Annotated in this window: 15 protein-coding genes and 1 pseudogene; 4 read left to right on the top strand and 12 right to left on the bottom strand. The window is 55.2% G+C overall.

Annotated elements, in window-relative coordinates:
- Positions 1-14: 14 nt before the first annotated feature.
- Complete coding sequence (locus CLU86_RS01335) at positions 15-815, top strand: hypothetical protein (protein WP_143226636.1); 801 nt, start codon at positions 15-17, stop codon at positions 813-815.
- A gap of 230 nt (positions 816-1,045) precedes the next feature.
- Here CLU86_RS01335 and CLU86_RS01330 read toward each other — a convergent pair whose 3' ends face one another.
- From CLU86_RS01330 to CLU86_RS01320, 3 genes are read right to left on the bottom strand one after another with little or no spacing between them, the layout of a single operon-like run.
- Complete coding sequence (locus CLU86_RS01330) at positions 1,046-1,690, bottom strand: HAD family hydrolase (RefSeq protein WP_099740318.1); 645 nt, start codon at positions 1,688-1,690, stop codon at positions 1,046-1,048.
- The gene (locus tag CLU86_RS01325; protein ID WP_099740317.1) at positions 1,672-2,283 is read right to left on the bottom strand and encodes a DUF4291 domain-containing protein; all 612 of its coding nucleotides are present in this window, start codon (positions 2,281-2,283) and stop codon (positions 1,672-1,674) included. The genes CLU86_RS01330 and CLU86_RS01325 overlap by 19 nt, the downstream gene beginning before the upstream one ends.
- 11 nt (positions 2,284-2,294) lie before the next feature.
- Positions 2,295-2,849 carry an RNA 2'-phosphotransferase gene (locus CLU86_RS01320; RefSeq protein ID WP_099740316.1) on the bottom strand — a complete coding sequence of 185 codons (555 nt, stop codon included), beginning with the start codon at positions 2,847-2,849 and terminating at the stop codon, positions 2,295-2,297.
- A gap of 94 nt (positions 2,850-2,943) precedes the next feature.
- Between CLU86_RS01320 and CLU86_RS01315 the strand changes: the two genes are divergently transcribed.
- Positions 2,944-3,684, top strand: a complete 741-nt coding sequence (locus CLU86_RS01315) for an NUDIX domain-containing protein (RefSeq protein ID WP_099740315.1) — start codon at positions 2,944-2,946, stop codon at positions 3,682-3,684.
- Positions 3,685-3,774: 90 nt separating this feature from the next.
- Complete coding sequence (locus tag CLU86_RS01310) at positions 3,775-4,686, top strand: ADP-ribosylglycohydrolase family protein (protein ID WP_099743209.1); 912 nt, start codon at positions 3,775-3,777, stop codon at positions 4,684-4,686.
- Positions 4,687-4,846: 160 nt separating this feature from the next.
- On the opposite strand, the gene CLU86_RS01305 is transcribed toward CLU86_RS01310, so the two are convergent.
- The gene (locus tag CLU86_RS01305) at positions 4,847-5,743 is read right to left on the bottom strand and encodes a GIY-YIG nuclease family protein (protein ID WP_099740314.1); all 897 of its coding nucleotides are present in this window, start codon (positions 5,741-5,743) and stop codon (positions 4,847-4,849) included.
- 518 nt (positions 5,744-6,261) lie between these two features.
- Here CLU86_RS01305 and CLU86_RS22880 point away from each other — a divergent pair.
- On the top strand, positions 6,262-6,399 hold the full coding sequence (locus CLU86_RS22880) for a hypothetical protein (protein WP_199175073.1): 138 nt from the start codon (positions 6,262-6,264) through the stop codon (positions 6,397-6,399).
- On the opposite strand, the gene CLU86_RS01295 is transcribed toward CLU86_RS22880, so the two are convergent.
- From CLU86_RS01295 to CLU86_RS01265, 8 genes and pseudogenes are all read right to left on the bottom strand, one after another.
- On the bottom strand, positions 6,378-7,643 hold the full coding sequence (locus CLU86_RS01295; protein WP_143226635.1) for a hypothetical protein: 1,266 nt from the start codon (positions 7,641-7,643) through the stop codon (positions 6,378-6,380). The genes CLU86_RS22880 and CLU86_RS01295 overlap by 22 nt on opposite strands.
- 35 nt (positions 7,644-7,678) lie before the next feature.
- Complete coding sequence (locus CLU86_RS01290; RefSeq protein WP_099740311.1) at positions 7,679-8,530, bottom strand: TniQ family protein; 852 nt, start codon at positions 8,528-8,530, stop codon at positions 7,679-7,681.
- A gap of 7 nt (positions 8,531-8,537) precedes the next feature.
- Complete coding sequence (locus CLU86_RS22975; protein WP_233194724.1) at positions 8,538-8,936, bottom strand: hypothetical protein; 399 nt, start codon at positions 8,934-8,936, stop codon at positions 8,538-8,540.
- Between the two features lie 162 nt (positions 8,937-9,098).
- Positions 9,099-9,482: pseudogene (locus CLU86_RS23260) on the bottom strand (TniQ family protein); the annotation flags it as partial.
- Positions 9,475-10,440 (bottom strand): TniB family NTP-binding protein, encoded by a 966-nt coding sequence (locus CLU86_RS01280; protein ID WP_099740309.1) that lies wholly within the window; start codon positions 10,438-10,440, stop codon positions 9,475-9,477. The gene CLU86_RS01280 and the pseudogene CLU86_RS23260, both read right to left, overlap by 8 nt.
- A 158-nt stretch (positions 10,441-10,598) precedes the next feature.
- Entirely contained in the window at positions 10,599-12,557 is a 1,959-nt protein-coding gene (locus CLU86_RS01275) for a DDE-type integrase/transposase/recombinase (protein ID WP_099740308.1), read from the bottom strand.
- Positions 12,523-13,254: a TnsA endonuclease N-terminal domain-containing protein gene (locus CLU86_RS01270; RefSeq protein WP_143226634.1), complete on the bottom strand. Its 732-nt coding sequence runs from the start codon at positions 13,252-13,254 to the stop codon at positions 12,523-12,525. The genes CLU86_RS01275 and CLU86_RS01270 overlap by 35 nt, the downstream gene beginning before the upstream one ends.
- A 215-nt stretch (positions 13,255-13,469) precedes the next feature.
- Positions 13,470-13,724: a DNA-binding protein gene (locus tag CLU86_RS01265; protein WP_099740306.1), complete on the bottom strand. Its 255-nt coding sequence runs from the start codon at positions 13,722-13,724 to the stop codon at positions 13,470-13,472.
- Between the last annotated feature and the right edge of the window lie 705 nt (positions 13,725-14,429).

The following is a 14,429-nucleotide window of genomic DNA, read 5'->3' as shown; positions in this document are numbered from 1 at the left end:
CACGGGGAAATGTTTTGAAATCTGATGACGTAGCCGAAGATGCGCTGACGCAGCTAGGTTTCAGCGTAGAAAAACTGCCAGAATCCACGGAAAGCGGCAAGAAGATGCCGGATTTTCTCGTTAGGCATGGTCCCGCTAGCGCTTTTGTGGAAGCCAAGCTCAAGGTCGACGATCCTAAAAAGGCCGCCGCGCGGGAGAGAGCCTTGGGTGCCGGCGAGGTCTACGTCTCCGATCACGTGCTCGGTCGAGACGAGACCCTCTCGGGCATAGTTCAGCACGGCTCAAAGCAGTTGAGAGCCGACAAAGGAGTCGAAGCTGAATTCAAGGTTCTTTTCGTCCTGATGGATTGCATCAATGCTCGTGTTGTAAGTGAGCAGCTGGTCGATACGCTGTACGGTAGAACGAGCGTAATCGAATATGGCAAACCACCTCAACCCAAGCCTTGCTACTTCTACAGGAACAGCGATTTCTACAGAAGGCAGGAGACCGATGCGGCAATCGTCGGTCATGTGCGGGCGCACGACGGCAAAACGATATTGAAGATCTGCCTCAATCCTTATTCGCCGCGCTATCAAAAACTCAAAGCATCCGAGTTCCTGCTGCCATTTGGTCAAGATGTGTTAGACCCGATCGTTGAAGAAGTAGCCGGTCGGGCCTATATCCCCGACCCCGAGGTTGAAAGACGGGAACAGGAGTTCACGCAGGCCTTCTCTCTCTACGATCCAGTTCTTCATCACCTCGCCGAAAAATACAAAACAGAGCAGCTTCTGCGTCTCGACTTCAATACGCCGGAGTTTGCCATTAGGTCACGGTAATTTCCTCGGATGCTGTTTCAACCCGGCAGGTGGGCGTTGCAACCGACCGCTCTTGGCCGATAGAACGCGTTAGCAGAAAAACTTTGGACGACCGCAAACGCTGCATAGTTGTCCACTGGTATCCAGTCGGCAGCTTCAGTCTGGTCTGAGTCATTCGTGATCGGAAGCTGGAGTGGCGGCTGAGATCTAGTTCAGACGGTGAAAAGCATCACCGGGCGCTTTACCGAACGTCAAGAACTGACGCCACCAGGGTGCCAACCAGCAGAACGCATCCACCAGCTCGCAAAATCAGCGAGCTGCGCATGCGATGAGTTCACATGCGACAGTGCCGGTCCGGTATTGGGACTGCCGTTCGGTTGCCGAGTGATCAGCGCCGTGTGCACAGTCGGCCCAAGATCAGCCAGATTGGGGAGGTAGTCGTCGACCAGCGCCACACATCCCAGCATCGAAACGGCAGCCTTTTTGGAATTTCCAGCGGCATCGCTGCCGCCAGTCGCGATCACCCTTTCTATCGGAAAACCCAAGTCCTTCAGGTTGCGAAGCCGCGCGCTCTCAAATCGGGGCTGCAATGCCGAGACGCAAACGAGCGAGTAGCCCGCATCACTCAGTGAGAAGCAGGCCTCCAGCGCCGATGCGACTGCCGGCAACCGAGACCAGAACTGTGCGTCGAAAGATCCCCTGAATATCTCCAGTCTAGACCCACTGAGCTTCTCCACCGACCACCTGTCCATGGCCCAGTAAGCGTTTGGGTCACGTTCTGTGGGTAGCATGCCGAAGACTTTTCCCCACAATTTCGCGTAGGCTGCGTTGTAGTCCAGCAAGACCCCATCGGCGTCCAGCGCAATGATCGGCTTACTCAACGATGTGCGGGCCATGGATACACGGTCTCCAAGGGAGTGAGAAGCGCTGAGTTATCGTCTTGAGCGCTCGGCCTCTGGCTCCTGACAAAAGGTGTCATATCAATAACTTCCAGAAGCTCATCGCTGGCGAGCTTCTGCAATGCCAACCCACGCAATCCCAGCTGTATGGCTCTGCGGCTTTCCTTGTTTCCCGATGGTGAATGATCCGGATCCCACTGGCTCCTGATTTCCGAATCTGCAACTGCAGACCGCCATGCCTCCACATTTGCGTGGATTTCGGGATCGAACGTGGACTGAACTGCCGTCATCAAGAGATTGTCGAAGAACGTGCGACGCAGCCTTAGACCCAGGACATACTCTTGGCCCTCTTTCGTGGCCCAAGCGGATCGGTACATCATCCAAAGGAAATTCGGCTTTATCCAGCTCATGCGTGTGAAGCTGAAATCCGGCCCGCCGAACCTGCCGTTGCGGATCGCGAATTCGGCAATGGAAGGTCTATAGGCTTGATATACCACCACGGTGTTTTCGTCGTAGTGGGCTAGGACATGACGGCCTTCTGCAGGCCACTCCCGGCGTTGCTCTTGGTACGCTTTGATCGCAAGTTTCATTGGAACTCCTGTCACCCGAGCACAGACACATAGCTGCTTGGTACTTGGTCAGTGAGCCACACACCGTTGGCCGCCAAGAAAAAGATCAAACCGTCTTCGGCCATGCGCTGAGCATCGATCGACAACAAGACTGGATTGCCATAGCGACTCCCTACGGCTATCGCAACAGCTTGATCTTCAGTCATATGAACATGGTGGCGTTGCCGCTTGGTCAAGCCCTGAGTGAGTATGGAATCCAAGAAGCGCTTCGCCGTACCGTGGTAGAGAACAGCTGGCGGGACCGCTGCGGCCAAGCCCAGCTCAACATCTATCGAATGACCTTGGTTGGCACGAATTCGCGTTCCGTCAGCACTTAACGCAAAACGCTGCTTGTCACTTGTTTCGACCACCGTTTGCAGGAGCTCACGCGAGAGGTGTCTCTTGTGCAGTGCCGCCTTTGAGAGCAGCTCGTTGACGTCGGCCCAACCGGCGGAGTCCAGAGACAAGCCAATCGCCTGTGGCTCGTGTCGAAGGACCAAGCTCAGGAATTTGCTAACAGCAGTAACAGCCTGCGAGGAACGATCCATGGTATTTCTCCTTGTTATTGTTTTTTCATGAATAAGTTGCATTGTACAACTTATTGGGTTGTATAGTACAACTATCTAGCACCCAGGGTCAACCATGAATTCAGATAATCAATTGCCTGCATTGGAATTTCCCCGGCCTTTGGTGACGGTGGATATCGTGATCTTTTCCGTCCTTGAGGGTGCTCTGAAGGTTGTGCTGGTCAAGCGGCCAGGCAACCTGAGTGAGCCCTTCCCCAACCGATGGGCGCTTCCGGGTGGGTTTATCGATGTCGACAAGGATGTGAGCTTGCTTGACTGCGCCCTGCGCAAGCTGCGCGAAAAGACAGGGGTGGAAGCCTCCTACCTTGAGCAACTGGGAAGCTGGGGCGGTTCCCAGCGGGATCCCCGGGGCTGGTCCGTGACAAACGCGTTTTTCGCGTTAATGCCAGGGCGTGAACTTGCGCTTACGAAGGGTGCAAACGCCGCTCATGTGGAATGGGTCGATGCAGAAGCTGCGCTGCGCAAGCGAATGGCGTTTGATCACAGCGAAATTTTGGCTTCCGCGCTCGCTCGTCTCAGAGGCAAGGTGGAATACACCTCGCTGCCTGCATTTCTGCTGGACGAGCCCTTCACCCTGCCACAACTGCAGCACATGTACGAAATCGTTCTAGGGCGGCCAGTCGACAAAAGCGCCTTTCGCAAACGCATGCTGGACGGAGGGTTCCTGGCAGAAGCGGGCATGGTGAGCGGTGGACTCGGCCGTCCCGCCATGGGGTACCGGTTGGTAGACCGTTCGCATGCGACCCATTTTCCTCGCACCTTCAGTCCGCGAGATGCAGCCCCCGAGCTTGAGTGAGTGAGTGGCCGGAATTTTGTGGCGAGTCGTTGAATTCCGCCATAGACACACGTCTTGTGAGTCCGCTTGCCTTCCTGGATTGAACCAATGATGAACAATTTAACTGAGACTGATCGATATCGTGGCTGTTTGCTGGGCCTGGCTTGTGGTGATGCCGTCGGCACGACTGTCGAGTTCATGTCACGAGGAACATTCCAGCCCATCAACGACATGGTGGGCGGCGGTCCTTTTGGTTTGAACCCTGGGGAGTGGACGGACGACACATCCATGGCTTTGTGTCTTGCCCACAGCCTCGTTTACCGAGGTGGATTTGATGCGGTAGATCAGATGAATCGGTACTGCAATTGGCGCAGTGTCGGATACATGAGCAGCAACGGTCGGTGTTTTGATATCGGAATGACAGTGGCCGCGGCGTTGGATCGTTTTCTCCTAAATGGCGATCCTTATGCCGGTAGTCCGGATCCTCGGACCGCCGGCAATGGAGCACTCATGCGGCTTGCCCCCGTGCCTATGTACTTCCGCGACAGCTCTGAAGCTGTTGTGAAGTTCGCTGGAGAAAGCACTCGAACTACCCATGGAGCACGCGAGGCCATAGAGTGCTCCAAGGTGTTTGGACTGCAGGTGCGCGCTGCCCTTCTGGGCAGATCGAGGGACGAGGTTCTGGCGGCCGGGCTCTGCGAAAATCTATGTGCGACCGTTGAAGCAATTGCGTTGGGTGGATATCGCACAAAGTCCCAAGAGGAAATCAGAGGCTCGGGATATTGCGTGCAGGCCTTGGAAGCCGCCTTATGGTGCTTTGCGATGACCGAGACGTTTGAGGCAGCAGTGCTACTTGCCGCAAATCTTGGAGATGACGCTGACACGACTGCTGCAATTTGCGGACAGCTGGCAGGTGCTTTCTATGGTGCGTATGGCATTCCTCCTCGCTGGTTGGAGAGGTTGGCGATGCGAAAAGAGATTGTTGCAATCGCTGATCAGTTGCTCTTGAGACGGGTCAACTGAGAGCAGCGGATTCGACGTTCATGGAGCCGCGAGCGGTCAGAGGGAAAACTGATATTGCGACTAAAGGCTGGTTGCAGGCGTTACAGTGCAAATAAGGCTTCGCACAGCGACGTAGCAGGCCACGGGCTCATGTGAAGCGTCGCCTTCTTTGTTGACTCTGTCAGTTCCTGTTCAGACCGTGGGTCCGGGAACCCAACGCGACCTTCCAGTGGCTTTCGCGAGCGATCACCGCAGCTGGCTCTGTTGAGGCAGGCAGGGCTTCCAGTAGAGTGAAGCGGAACTCGTTTTCCCGGCCAGGTGCTTCCATCAAAACCTGGATCAACTCAACGTTGTCCCCGTGGCCGGTACGCACGTAGTCACCCCATCGCTGCCACAGACCGAGGCCGCCGTATGCAGAGCCAACGTACTGCCGGCCGCTCTGCTCGTCGGTGATAAGGTAGATTGCGGAGATTGCCGCTAGCTCGCGCTGCCATACAGGATCGGGCAGCGCAATGCGCAACTCGCTCATCACCACACTGACGTTGTCCAGCCCTGGAAATGGAACAGGGCAATCCGGCAGAAGTCGCACCGGATAAGAGTTGCTCAGCTTGAGAACGCGGCGCCAAACGATTGCAGGAGGACCGATGTAGACCTCGAGCTTGAGTCTTTCATCCTTCAGAAGATCGACTTCCTGCAGTGTGTGGAAGTAGCTCGGCTCATCCCCTAGCTTTTCGAAGGTGCCATTTAGAAGGCCCATGCTGCGAGCCTTGATCGTTGGCATCACTCCAGTGACCTGCCAGGCACCGAGCAGCAGGCCGTAGTGGTCGCGATGCCCAAAGAAGCTTATCACCAGCGTGCCGACCTTCTCCGGGTTCTTCTGGTTAGCCTGGTAAAGCGCAAGCGCAGGTGTTCCGATGTGCTTGACTAGCGGGTATTTCTGATCTTTGTGCCGATACAGCACCACGCGCTGCTTTGTGGGATCTACTGCGCGGTCAAGCAGCAGTTGGTAGAGCTGCTGGCCGTCGACGGGGAGCGGCGGTACGGGAGCGGTGGTAGAGACCGCTGTCTTTGTCAGCATTACTGGTTGTTTCTCGCTTTGAATGTAAGGGTGACCTATACATGGATAGCCACGAGCGGATGTTACGACCGGCCTCTTCGCCGACCGGATATGCCAACGGCAACTTCCGCTGAAGAACTGACTTTGGGCTGAACAAATGAGTTCCATGACCTCCGCTGAGCAGCAATTCAGCTCAGGCTCATCGAATTACCCCGTCTGGAATTCGCCGAAAGTGAACGTTTTTGGATGAACACACACGGGCCAGCGGCCTACATTGAACTCATGTCTTCAATACCGAAGGCATGTATCTCAATCCAATGGAGGTTTTATGTCCAAGTCTGCTCGTGGCAACTCATCTGCTCCCCGCTCTACTGCCAAATCTCCCACCACCCCGGAGGCTGTTGCCCGGATTCAACGTGCAGTGGCTCAACAGAACTGCGGTGGTGTTCCCAAAGGGGCCTATGTCGGGCGCATGCAGCAGACGGTAGCCGCCAAGGCAACAAAGTAGCCCACGCTGTAGACCCTGATAAGGATCCAATATGTCCCGTCAACCCAACAACGACAATCACAGCAACCAGCTCAACCCTAATCATGACGAATACTGGCATTCGCGCGGAGAGGACGGCCGTCCCGATGATTGGGAAGATCATCTTGCTCAGACAGAAGAGGAAGACTGATCGACCGCCCATTCAGGCCAGTCCATGGTTTCATCCACACGCTGGCCTGAGCTGGAGAACCCTGAATCGTATTGGGCCTGCAGAGCTTCCCATTGCCTGCGACGAAACCTCCAAACGAATCCGTAGTTCATCATGTCCGGCATAAAAAACGATCTACCACTGTCCAGTACCAGCAAGGCCTGCCACTGCAAGGCAAGCATGATCATCGGGAATGGAGCAGTCGGTCTTTCATTTTCCGGGCGCTTTTGCATGAAGTGCTGTAGCAGTTGCTGCCAGTGTTCCTGGACCAGGTCCAGCGTGACTTTGGTCGTCCCGTCAAAGTAGTTGCTGATCAGGCTTTCGTCCGCCAACTCATCTGAACCTGGGCGATAGAGAATTCCTGCCAGTGTTGCAGGCTTTGGTGCCTTGGAGGGCCAGCGCCTATACCGGCGGTAGAAGGCCAGCGCATAAAGAAATTCCAAGAGCCTGCGGACTGGTTTGAAGTAGATGTTCTTCCGAGATGTAACCTTCATGCTTTCCATCAGTCCTTCCTGAGGACGAACCATGACCAACGGAAAAAGCGGCTTGATTTTTCGACCCGAAAAGTAGTGACTGCTCCACTCGGCATCCAAGGTGCTGATTAGGTCCCAATACAGCTGCTCCAAGAGATTCCTGACCCAGCGCTCGGCTTGCTCCCAGTTCGAGGCGACGTACAGAGCCGCCAGTTCTTCCTCCGGCATAGCGTCTGGAGTGCCCAGTTCTGCCGACCGCACTATGCGCCCATGGCGTTCAACGTGCGCCAACAGCAGACTCTTGAAGTTTTGAAAATCTTCGTTGCGACAGCAGGTATGCAGTGCCTCTAGCAGCTCATCGATAGTCAGTGCGACGTCTTTGGTGATCGGTAGGCGAAGCGGCGGCAAAACTTCAAATTGATAGACCCAAGATGCAAACGGTGCAAGTGCCCCAGACCTTGTGGATGGCGCTGCAGAAATCCAGCCACGAAAGTTTTGCAACCCTTCTGTGTCATCCTCGAAGTGCTCTTGTAGCAATGCCTCCATGTGCTGGACTACTTTTGCCTGAGTTGACGGCCGGAGGGCATTCCGATTCCCTTTCGAGATTCGAGCCTTCGAAAGACCCGTGATGTCATGCAGCAGGCTGGGGATAGCTTGCTTGCGGGCCTGTGCCAACGTGTGCAGTGGCATCAGCAACATCGCTTCCAACATTCGTGCCATCGCGGCCACACCTTGTTCTGTCGGCTTACCCATTTGCATATTCGGGGAGGGCTGTTTTGGAGATTTCACTAGGCATCTGAGGTTATGTTCTGCCGATGAATTACGTTGAGTGCGCTTAACTTTTTCTTCTGCACGCCTGTACCGACATGGGCATGTGATTCCCCCTTTTTGCGACGATGCAGTTCTTCGTGGGTAAGCTGAAAATTCACATGGGGCAAATAGCCGAGAAGCTCAATGTTCTTGAGCTGCTTGAAGCTATATATCTTCGGCACTCCCTTCATGCGAAGTCTGCCGCATAGCAACGCTGCCAAAACAGAACGCCCGTTACTGGTAAGTGCCTGTTCCCGAGGGGTTGTAAGGTCGTCTTCTTCAAGGCTACCCACGTACGTCTGCCAGCCAGTCGTGAGGAGCTCTGCGCAGTGCAAACACCTATCCAACGTCGCTATCCCCAGCCCATCAGGACCTGCGCAATACATATCGCCCGGCAGCATGACCTCTTTGCTGCAGTGCGGACAGCGCTCCTGGAGCAAGCAGACATGGATGGGACACCAGCGCCAACATTTGAATCTCCATTCGAGACGGAAGTACTTGACCCTGTCGGTTGCCAGACACGCCGCACAGTACCTGTGATACGCAACGGATCGACGCCGCAGGAGAAACCGATCACCGTTCGGATCAATTTTTCGCAGGCGCTGCATCACTGCATCCACCATCCTGAACGAGCCAGGTGCCTCTGCGATCCTGTTCGCCAATTCTTCAAATGAAGTTCTCGCAAGCGCCATTTCGCAATCGACCCTGATGCTCAAATCAAGATAGCTTGCGAGCTCTCGGGGCGACACGACTTGCCGAAGGGCAAGGCGTGTGAGCCAAGATGACGGGCTTTCCATGAATTCATGGTTTGGTACATCAACGAGCCTCATGCTGCCCTCAGAAGAGACTCATTTGAGACAGCACGCGATGCCGACGCACAAGGGCCGCCACTTCGCGCTCTCCAAAAATTGCACCGAACCAGTTCAAGAACACAGTGCGATCTAGATCCCCTGCTGGATCGAGAATTGTTCCGACCAAGGGCGCTGCAGCCACCTCAGGAGCCAAGTCGGAAAAGCGCCCCCCTTTCTCGAAGCATGAGCGAAGCCGAGTGACAGCACGCAAAACAATGGAACGCGCCTCAGAGGAGGATGGCGCTTTTGTAATGACTGCCGGTGTGGGAACAGCATAGGGTGATTCGATGACACCGAGCGCCCACAGAAAGCTACCCCACGCATCCAGCGAAAGCGACTGGCAAAAAAGACCCACGGAGGAGAAATCCGTCGGCTGCTTCTTCATCAAGTCTTCCGTGATTCTTTGGACAGAAAGGAGCATCTTTGGAACGTCACCTTGAAAAGCCCCTCCCGCCAAAAGATGCTTGCAGTGGCCCCATTCGACAGAGGGGCGGTTCCAGCGAATCTGTTTTCGACACGTGGGACAGTGATCCTGAAGGAAGCATTGGTGCCTCAGGCAGACCACTGATACAGAGAGATCCCAGTGGGCGGCACACCGCCGCGTCTCCCTGATGCAAGCAGGACAAAACTGCGGTCGTCTGAATCGCAGCATCGTTCTCACTCTGAAACGGTGTCCATAGCAGCAGGCACCTCCGCCCCGTGTCCACTGCGGCAGTAGCTCAAATTGATCCTTTCCCGCCAACCCAGCAAGTGCAAATACGTCATCTGCGTACTTTGCGGTGAAAGTCTCGATTTCGGTCATGCCCACAAGCTGACGAAGCTTGTGCATGTTGATCCCGTTGGTCGAGGCTAGCCGCAGCAAAAAGCCGATGCCCGACTCGCCAATGTAAGGCTCCAGGGCGATGGGTAGCGGTTCGCAGTGCTTATGCAAAGGAATTACTCCTCGTGCATGCCTTGCCAAAAACAAGGTCGAATGCTTTTCGCAGATGATCCTGCGTGAGGTGCATCTCGTTTGCGTCGTGTGCAATCAGCACGGCCTCCAAGATCAGCTGTTTGAACGCACGAAGATTGCCCCCAGTCGCCATATGCAGGAGCTTCGCCATCGAACGATCTTGAATCAGTCCTATATCAAAGCTTGCAGACTGAGCTGAGAATGCTTTGAGAAACCCAAGCCAGCTGGCATCTAACGCGAAGGCACTGAGGGCTTCGCGACCAGCGACGCGGGTGCTGAAGTGCGTAGCTACTGACTTCAAGTTGTCTAGTTCAATTGATCCTGCAAGGACGAGGCTAACCTTGCACTCGTCCATGAGTTCTCGAAGCAGTTCGATCGCCTCGGGTTCGTCATCTTCGATCTGTCTTGATGCATGCTTGGGCAAAAGATGGTGGGCCTCATCCAACCATACGAGTCGGGTCCCGTTTGAGCGCAGGGCTTCAAATACCAGCTGCCTACGCTCGTACAACTGCTTGTACGAGCCTCCAGCGAAGGGGTACTTCAGTATTCGTAGGAATTCGCGGATCAAAAGACCTGGCAGAGGCCTCTTGGGCACGCGCAGGCCAATGGCTCCTAGACTGCTTGAAAACAGCGACGAAGATGGCAGTGACTCGCGGAAGTAGCGGAACAATGCAGTCTTTCCGCTACCGGGCGGACCGATAAGCCGGTGGCCTTGTGGTGTTTCCAACTCTGTGCCGAGCTGGAACAGTCGATCAAGCATCCGCAACCCATTTGCGAACTCGGGGTGATTCACATACTGGCGTTCGATTTGCGTGGCTACACGAAGCGCATCGACGGAGTAGGTTTGTAGACGCCGAGCGTGGATCTCTGCTTCATTGTTGTCGGGGCCATCGAGAGCAAGTGATTCGGTGAAGGGCGTTGAGCGTTGCTTTTTCATGATCTAGAAATTGGTTTTGAAGCAGGCAGCGCTGCTCCATTGGAGTGAGCTAACTGTTGTCTTTGCTGTCGCCAAGGGCTGTAAAAAGTGGCCAATACAGCCTTTGGCATCGGATGCAATGACGGCAACGAAGAGCTGAGAAGATTGCTGCTCAGGTCTTAGGCGAAAGAAAACGAGTCAAAGCTCGGAATATCGACGTCGCCCAATTCGATCTCAGCGGGAGCGACCAGCTGCGAAATGGGCGGCGCGATTGGCGCGGAGTCTGTGCCTGACAACACCTTGTGAGATGTAAGGTCCTGATAGCGTCCCGCTTTCAATGCATCGGCCCGTCCTCGACTGCTGGTGGAGTCGAGCCAGTGGTTGTGCAGAGCAAGTCGTGACTCGAGAAGGCTTTCCTCGCGCTCCGGTGACTTCAGGTCTCGCTTGCGAAACTCGCGAATCAGACGGTGCTGGTTGTAGCTGAGCTCTTGCGCATAGTTCTTCCAACGGCACTCTGCGGTGTACCAAGCCAAGCTGTCAGGGTCCCTGACATAGAGTTTGGAAATGTCATCTGGATCCCACTTGCACAAGAGCTTCAATCCGTGACCGTGCTTGTTGACGATGGTCTTGAAATCTACGCACCCGTAGGGTAGCCCTAGCATCTGAATCCCACCCTGACTGAGCGTGAGTTCCTTGCTCATGCCAGTCGCCAGCGTAAGCTGTTGAAGGTCGTGGGGAAATGCGACCGGGGGGATTCGTGCAATGCTCTCTGCGAACAGCTCAAACGGGGTCGCCATCTTGTTCCAGTTCGGCTCATGGGCATGAACGTCCACACAGAACATTAGCAGGCCCTGGACCAAATCAGAGAACGTGATCGCGGCATCTTTGTAGGGGTCGATGCGCATCACGTTGGCGACCGTCTTGGTGATTCGCCCCTTCAGCAATGTCAGCGTGTTCAACGTGGAGAAGAACCGCTCTACATGGGGCTTGAGCCAAGGTGTCCGCACACGACAGTAGGTGATATCGGTGCCCAGGGTCATCGCCATGGTTTTAAAGGCGAATGAGTGGAACTCCAGTCCGTTGTCAACAACTAGCTCATCTGGCAGGCCATACGAGAGCCAGGGATGCTTCAGACCAGCATTGGCAACCATCTTGTCTTTGACGCGTATCACGCTGCGCAACACGCCCGAGACCGATGAAACTCCAGGGCCATAAAAGCTAAGGTAGAAGCCCAGGACGTATCCGCTGTAAGCGCAGATGGCGACTGTAAGTAAGGGGCGACCTAGAGGTAGGCCTGTCCGATCACAGATCACGACCCAGTTCAAAGGGGTGTGGTCGATCTGGACTTGCTCCATTGCTTCCGTGGGTAGCCCGTCGGGGAATGACGTTCGGCAGACTATTCTGGCTCGGGCAACCCCCTCCCTCGACGCCACCCTTTGATAAAGGTCGACGCCGTCGACCCGACGCTGCAGAGTGGCGTAGGCAACTTCAGCATCCTCTGGCCCGATGAGCCTGTTTTCCTTCGCAAGCTTGAGTTCACGCTTGAGATCGTCATGTGCGAACCGGAGTGAGCGGCACGCGGTGGTGAAGTAGGAGCGCTTAAGTACCCTCCAGACCAACTTCTCTACGGTCTCGTGTATGCGCTTAGGAGATCGCCGCACGCGATGTCCGTCGACTAACGCGAGCGGATTCATTCCGCTTTTCTGGTACTTACGTGCCCATAGCATCACAGTGGTAGCGGCTGGGCGTTTAGCAACGCCGGTTGACCTCGAAACGATCTCAATAATGCGCTCCACCTCCTTGCGCTGTCCACGGCGGACACGGTGGCGCTCAAGCGCTTTTACGTGCAGCAGTCTGTATTCAAGCAGGGATCGCTCACGCTCCGTCAAAGAAGAGACATCTAGCACCGCCGTCGCCGCGTCGTCACTACCAGATGCCGCGCTGCTTGGCTTTTCTCCAACGATGACGATTAGACGTCTGCTGTGAATATCGTCGACAAGCCGCTGGCGGGTGTACTCGACAGGGCGCCTGGTCAGCACGTCTTCGAGGACGTAGCATCCATCACCCAGCTCTCGCACCAGCTCCAAGGTGCGCTGGCCAGATCTAAGCGTTAAGCCAGTTTGCAAAGCGAATCGCATGGCTGCCCTCCTCATTAAAAGTGGTGGGCAGTTGCACAACAGCGTCGTCGTCGATGTCTAGGCTGGAATTCACCTGCAGTTTCTGATGGCTGACCATGTGCAGGATGGTGACCTTCTGCGCGCCCAAGCGGATGAGTGATTTGAAGCTCAGGCCTCGCGGGGATGACAGCAATGACTGAATGACCAGTTCTTGCTCTGAAGTTGGGTACTGCCCTTTTGCGTACCTGCGTATCCGCTTAGCGCGGGCCTCCAGGTCGTCGTGTCGAAGTAGTGTGTCGTGGGCGACCACAAACTCAATTCCGCGATCGCGAATTTGGTGCTCTGCTTGCGCAAGTTTTTCCGCGAAGCCCTCCATCTTGGACTCGGGCTTCACTTCGACAACGGTTCGGGAGCCGTCTTTGAATTCGACGAGGAAGTCAGGCGTGTAATTACCGGCGTCCAGGTTCAGTTGAAAAGGCTGATGAACGAGCTTTTTAAGAAACGGGAAACCCAGCACTAAGTAGACGAAATCGCGCTCGAGTGAGCTGTCCGCCTCAATGGCATTTGGCTGAAGATGAGGAAGATTGATGGCGCGCACCGTGTGCCCAGGGGAACGGGTCACGACTTTGCGCACGGTTGGAGCCTCGGCGCTTTGATCGAGCGCGGCAGCTGATTTCTCTTTTGGCATATGTACCTGTGCGGAGATTTGACGGGCCACGAACGCAACAAAAAAGTTGTGCTCGCAGCTTGACCGCACCACTGCCACAGGAGTAAATTTGCCTCAAGGAGCTCAAACCTGAGGTGGCGGTTACTACTGTCGCCGGCGATGCCGATCATTCGAAAGGGTGGTCGGTTTTTTGCTTTTTGGGCGTATTTCTCCCTCTTGATTTGATTGAATGTGAGTTGCGCGGAGTCTTTGTGCGTACTGGTCGTCTATTGAGGGCCGGGCTTGATGCCCAGCTCGACGGCGATCAAATAAGACTGCCCTCGTAGACACTTTCTCTTCCCGGCAAGCACCATGCGGGTTAATTCGACGCTGAATCCCCGTTCTCTTGCCCACTCCGCAATATTGACGCCTTTTGCCCTCAGCCGAAGCCTAGCCTCCTCTTCAGTCAGGAGAGGCTTGTCGTCGGTGATTGGATTCAGGTTTGCAGCCGAGGAATTGATCGCTGGGTGAGAAGGTTTCATGAGGGCAATGAAAAAGCCCCCAAATTGTTTGGTTTTGTTGTGCTTCTGACTAGCCCGTGAAAAAAACAAATAATCTCGATTTATTCGACGTTCTTCGCATGGGAGGAGTCACATGACACCCGGACCACCTCGTCGCCCAAGAGGCAGGCCCAAACAGACATCCTTGGAGCGCTTGCGCCCAGCATGGGCATTGCTTTCAATGCAGCGCGCCAGCGGTCTATCGTGGGGCGCGCTGGAGCGAACTTATATCGCTGCGGTAGCGCCTGAACGCTTGGAGCGGGGCGTTCGCAAACCTGACGCTTTTCTTCGATACCGCAAGGCAGACCAAGCGCCTCGAGGCGTGACTGCACTACATAGCCCGGTGCGCTGGGCTCTAAAGCACCACCCGGCATTTGCGCGGACATATGAGTCGCCCCTATTCGAGCTGCTTACTTTGGGCCACGACCCAGACACACTAATTCAGTTTTCCCGCGACATACATACGCTAAATCGCGTCACCAATGAGCTCTTGTCACTCACGATGCCAATGAAAGCTTTGATAAGCCTGCATCGCTTTCACGGTCCCTTGTGGAAAGCTCCAAAAAGTGTCGTAGCTCTCCGTCACGTCGCCGAGCCAGACGCGCTGTGTTTAATACTGATTGCGCTCAAGGCGAATTCGGGCGGGGCAAATGAGCAGCCTTGCTTAGCAATCGCCGGCGAATGGCT

The sequence above is a fragment of the Acidovorax sp. 62 genome, from assembly GCF_002754495.1.
GTDB lineage: Bacteria > Pseudomonadota > Gammaproteobacteria > Burkholderiales > Burkholderiaceae_C > Acidovorax.
Note: the sequence above shows the minus strand (reverse complement) of the source record. Positions and strands in the feature narration are given on the sequence as shown.

Coding starts and splice junctions, on each gene's coding strand:
- CLU86_RS01330 (WP_099740318.1), bottom strand. CDS start 1,690: ATGGCCCGCACATCGTTGAGTAAGCCGATCATTGCGCTGGACGCCGAT.
- CLU86_RS01325 (WP_099740317.1), bottom strand. CDS start 2,283: ATGAAACTTGCGATCAAAGCGTACCAAGAGCAACGCCGGGAGTGGCCT.
- CLU86_RS01320 (WP_099740316.1), bottom strand. CDS start 2,849: ATGGATCGTTCCTCGCAGGCTGTTACTGCTGTTAGCAAATTCCTGAGC.
- CLU86_RS01315 (WP_099740315.1), top strand. CDS start 2,944: ATGAATTCAGATAATCAATTGCCTGCATTGGAATTTCCCCGGCCTTTG.
- CLU86_RS01310 (WP_099743209.1), top strand. CDS start 3,775: ATGAACAATTTAACTGAGACTGATCGATATCGTGGCTGTTTGCTGGGC.
- CLU86_RS01305 (WP_099740314.1), bottom strand. CDS start 5,743: ATGCTGACAAAGACAGCGGTCTCTACCACCGCTCCCGTACCGCCGCTC.
- CLU86_RS22880 (WP_199175073.1), top strand. CDS start 6,262: ATGTCCCGTCAACCCAACAACGACAATCACAGCAACCAGCTCAACCCT.
- CLU86_RS01295 (WP_143226635.1), bottom strand. CDS start 7,643: ATGGGTAAGCCGACAGAACAAGGTGTGGCCGCGATGGCACGAATGTTG.
- CLU86_RS01290 (WP_099740311.1), bottom strand. CDS start 8,530: ATGAGGCTCGTTGATGTACCAAACCATGAATTCATGGAAAGCCCGTCA.
- CLU86_RS22975 (WP_233194724.1), bottom strand. CDS start 8,936: ATGAAGAAGCAGCCGACGGATTTCTCCTCCGTGGGTCTTTTTTGCCAG.
- CLU86_RS01280 (WP_099740309.1), bottom strand. CDS start 10,440: ATGAAAAAGCAACGCTCAACGCCCTTCACCGAATCACTTGCTCTCGAT.
- CLU86_RS01275 (WP_099740308.1), bottom strand. CDS start 12,557: ATGCGATTCGCTTTGCAAACTGGCTTAACGCTTAGATCTGGCCAGCGC.
- CLU86_RS01265 (WP_099740306.1), bottom strand. CDS start 13,724: ATGAAACCTTCTCACCCAGCGATCAATTCCTCGGCTGCAAACCTGAAT.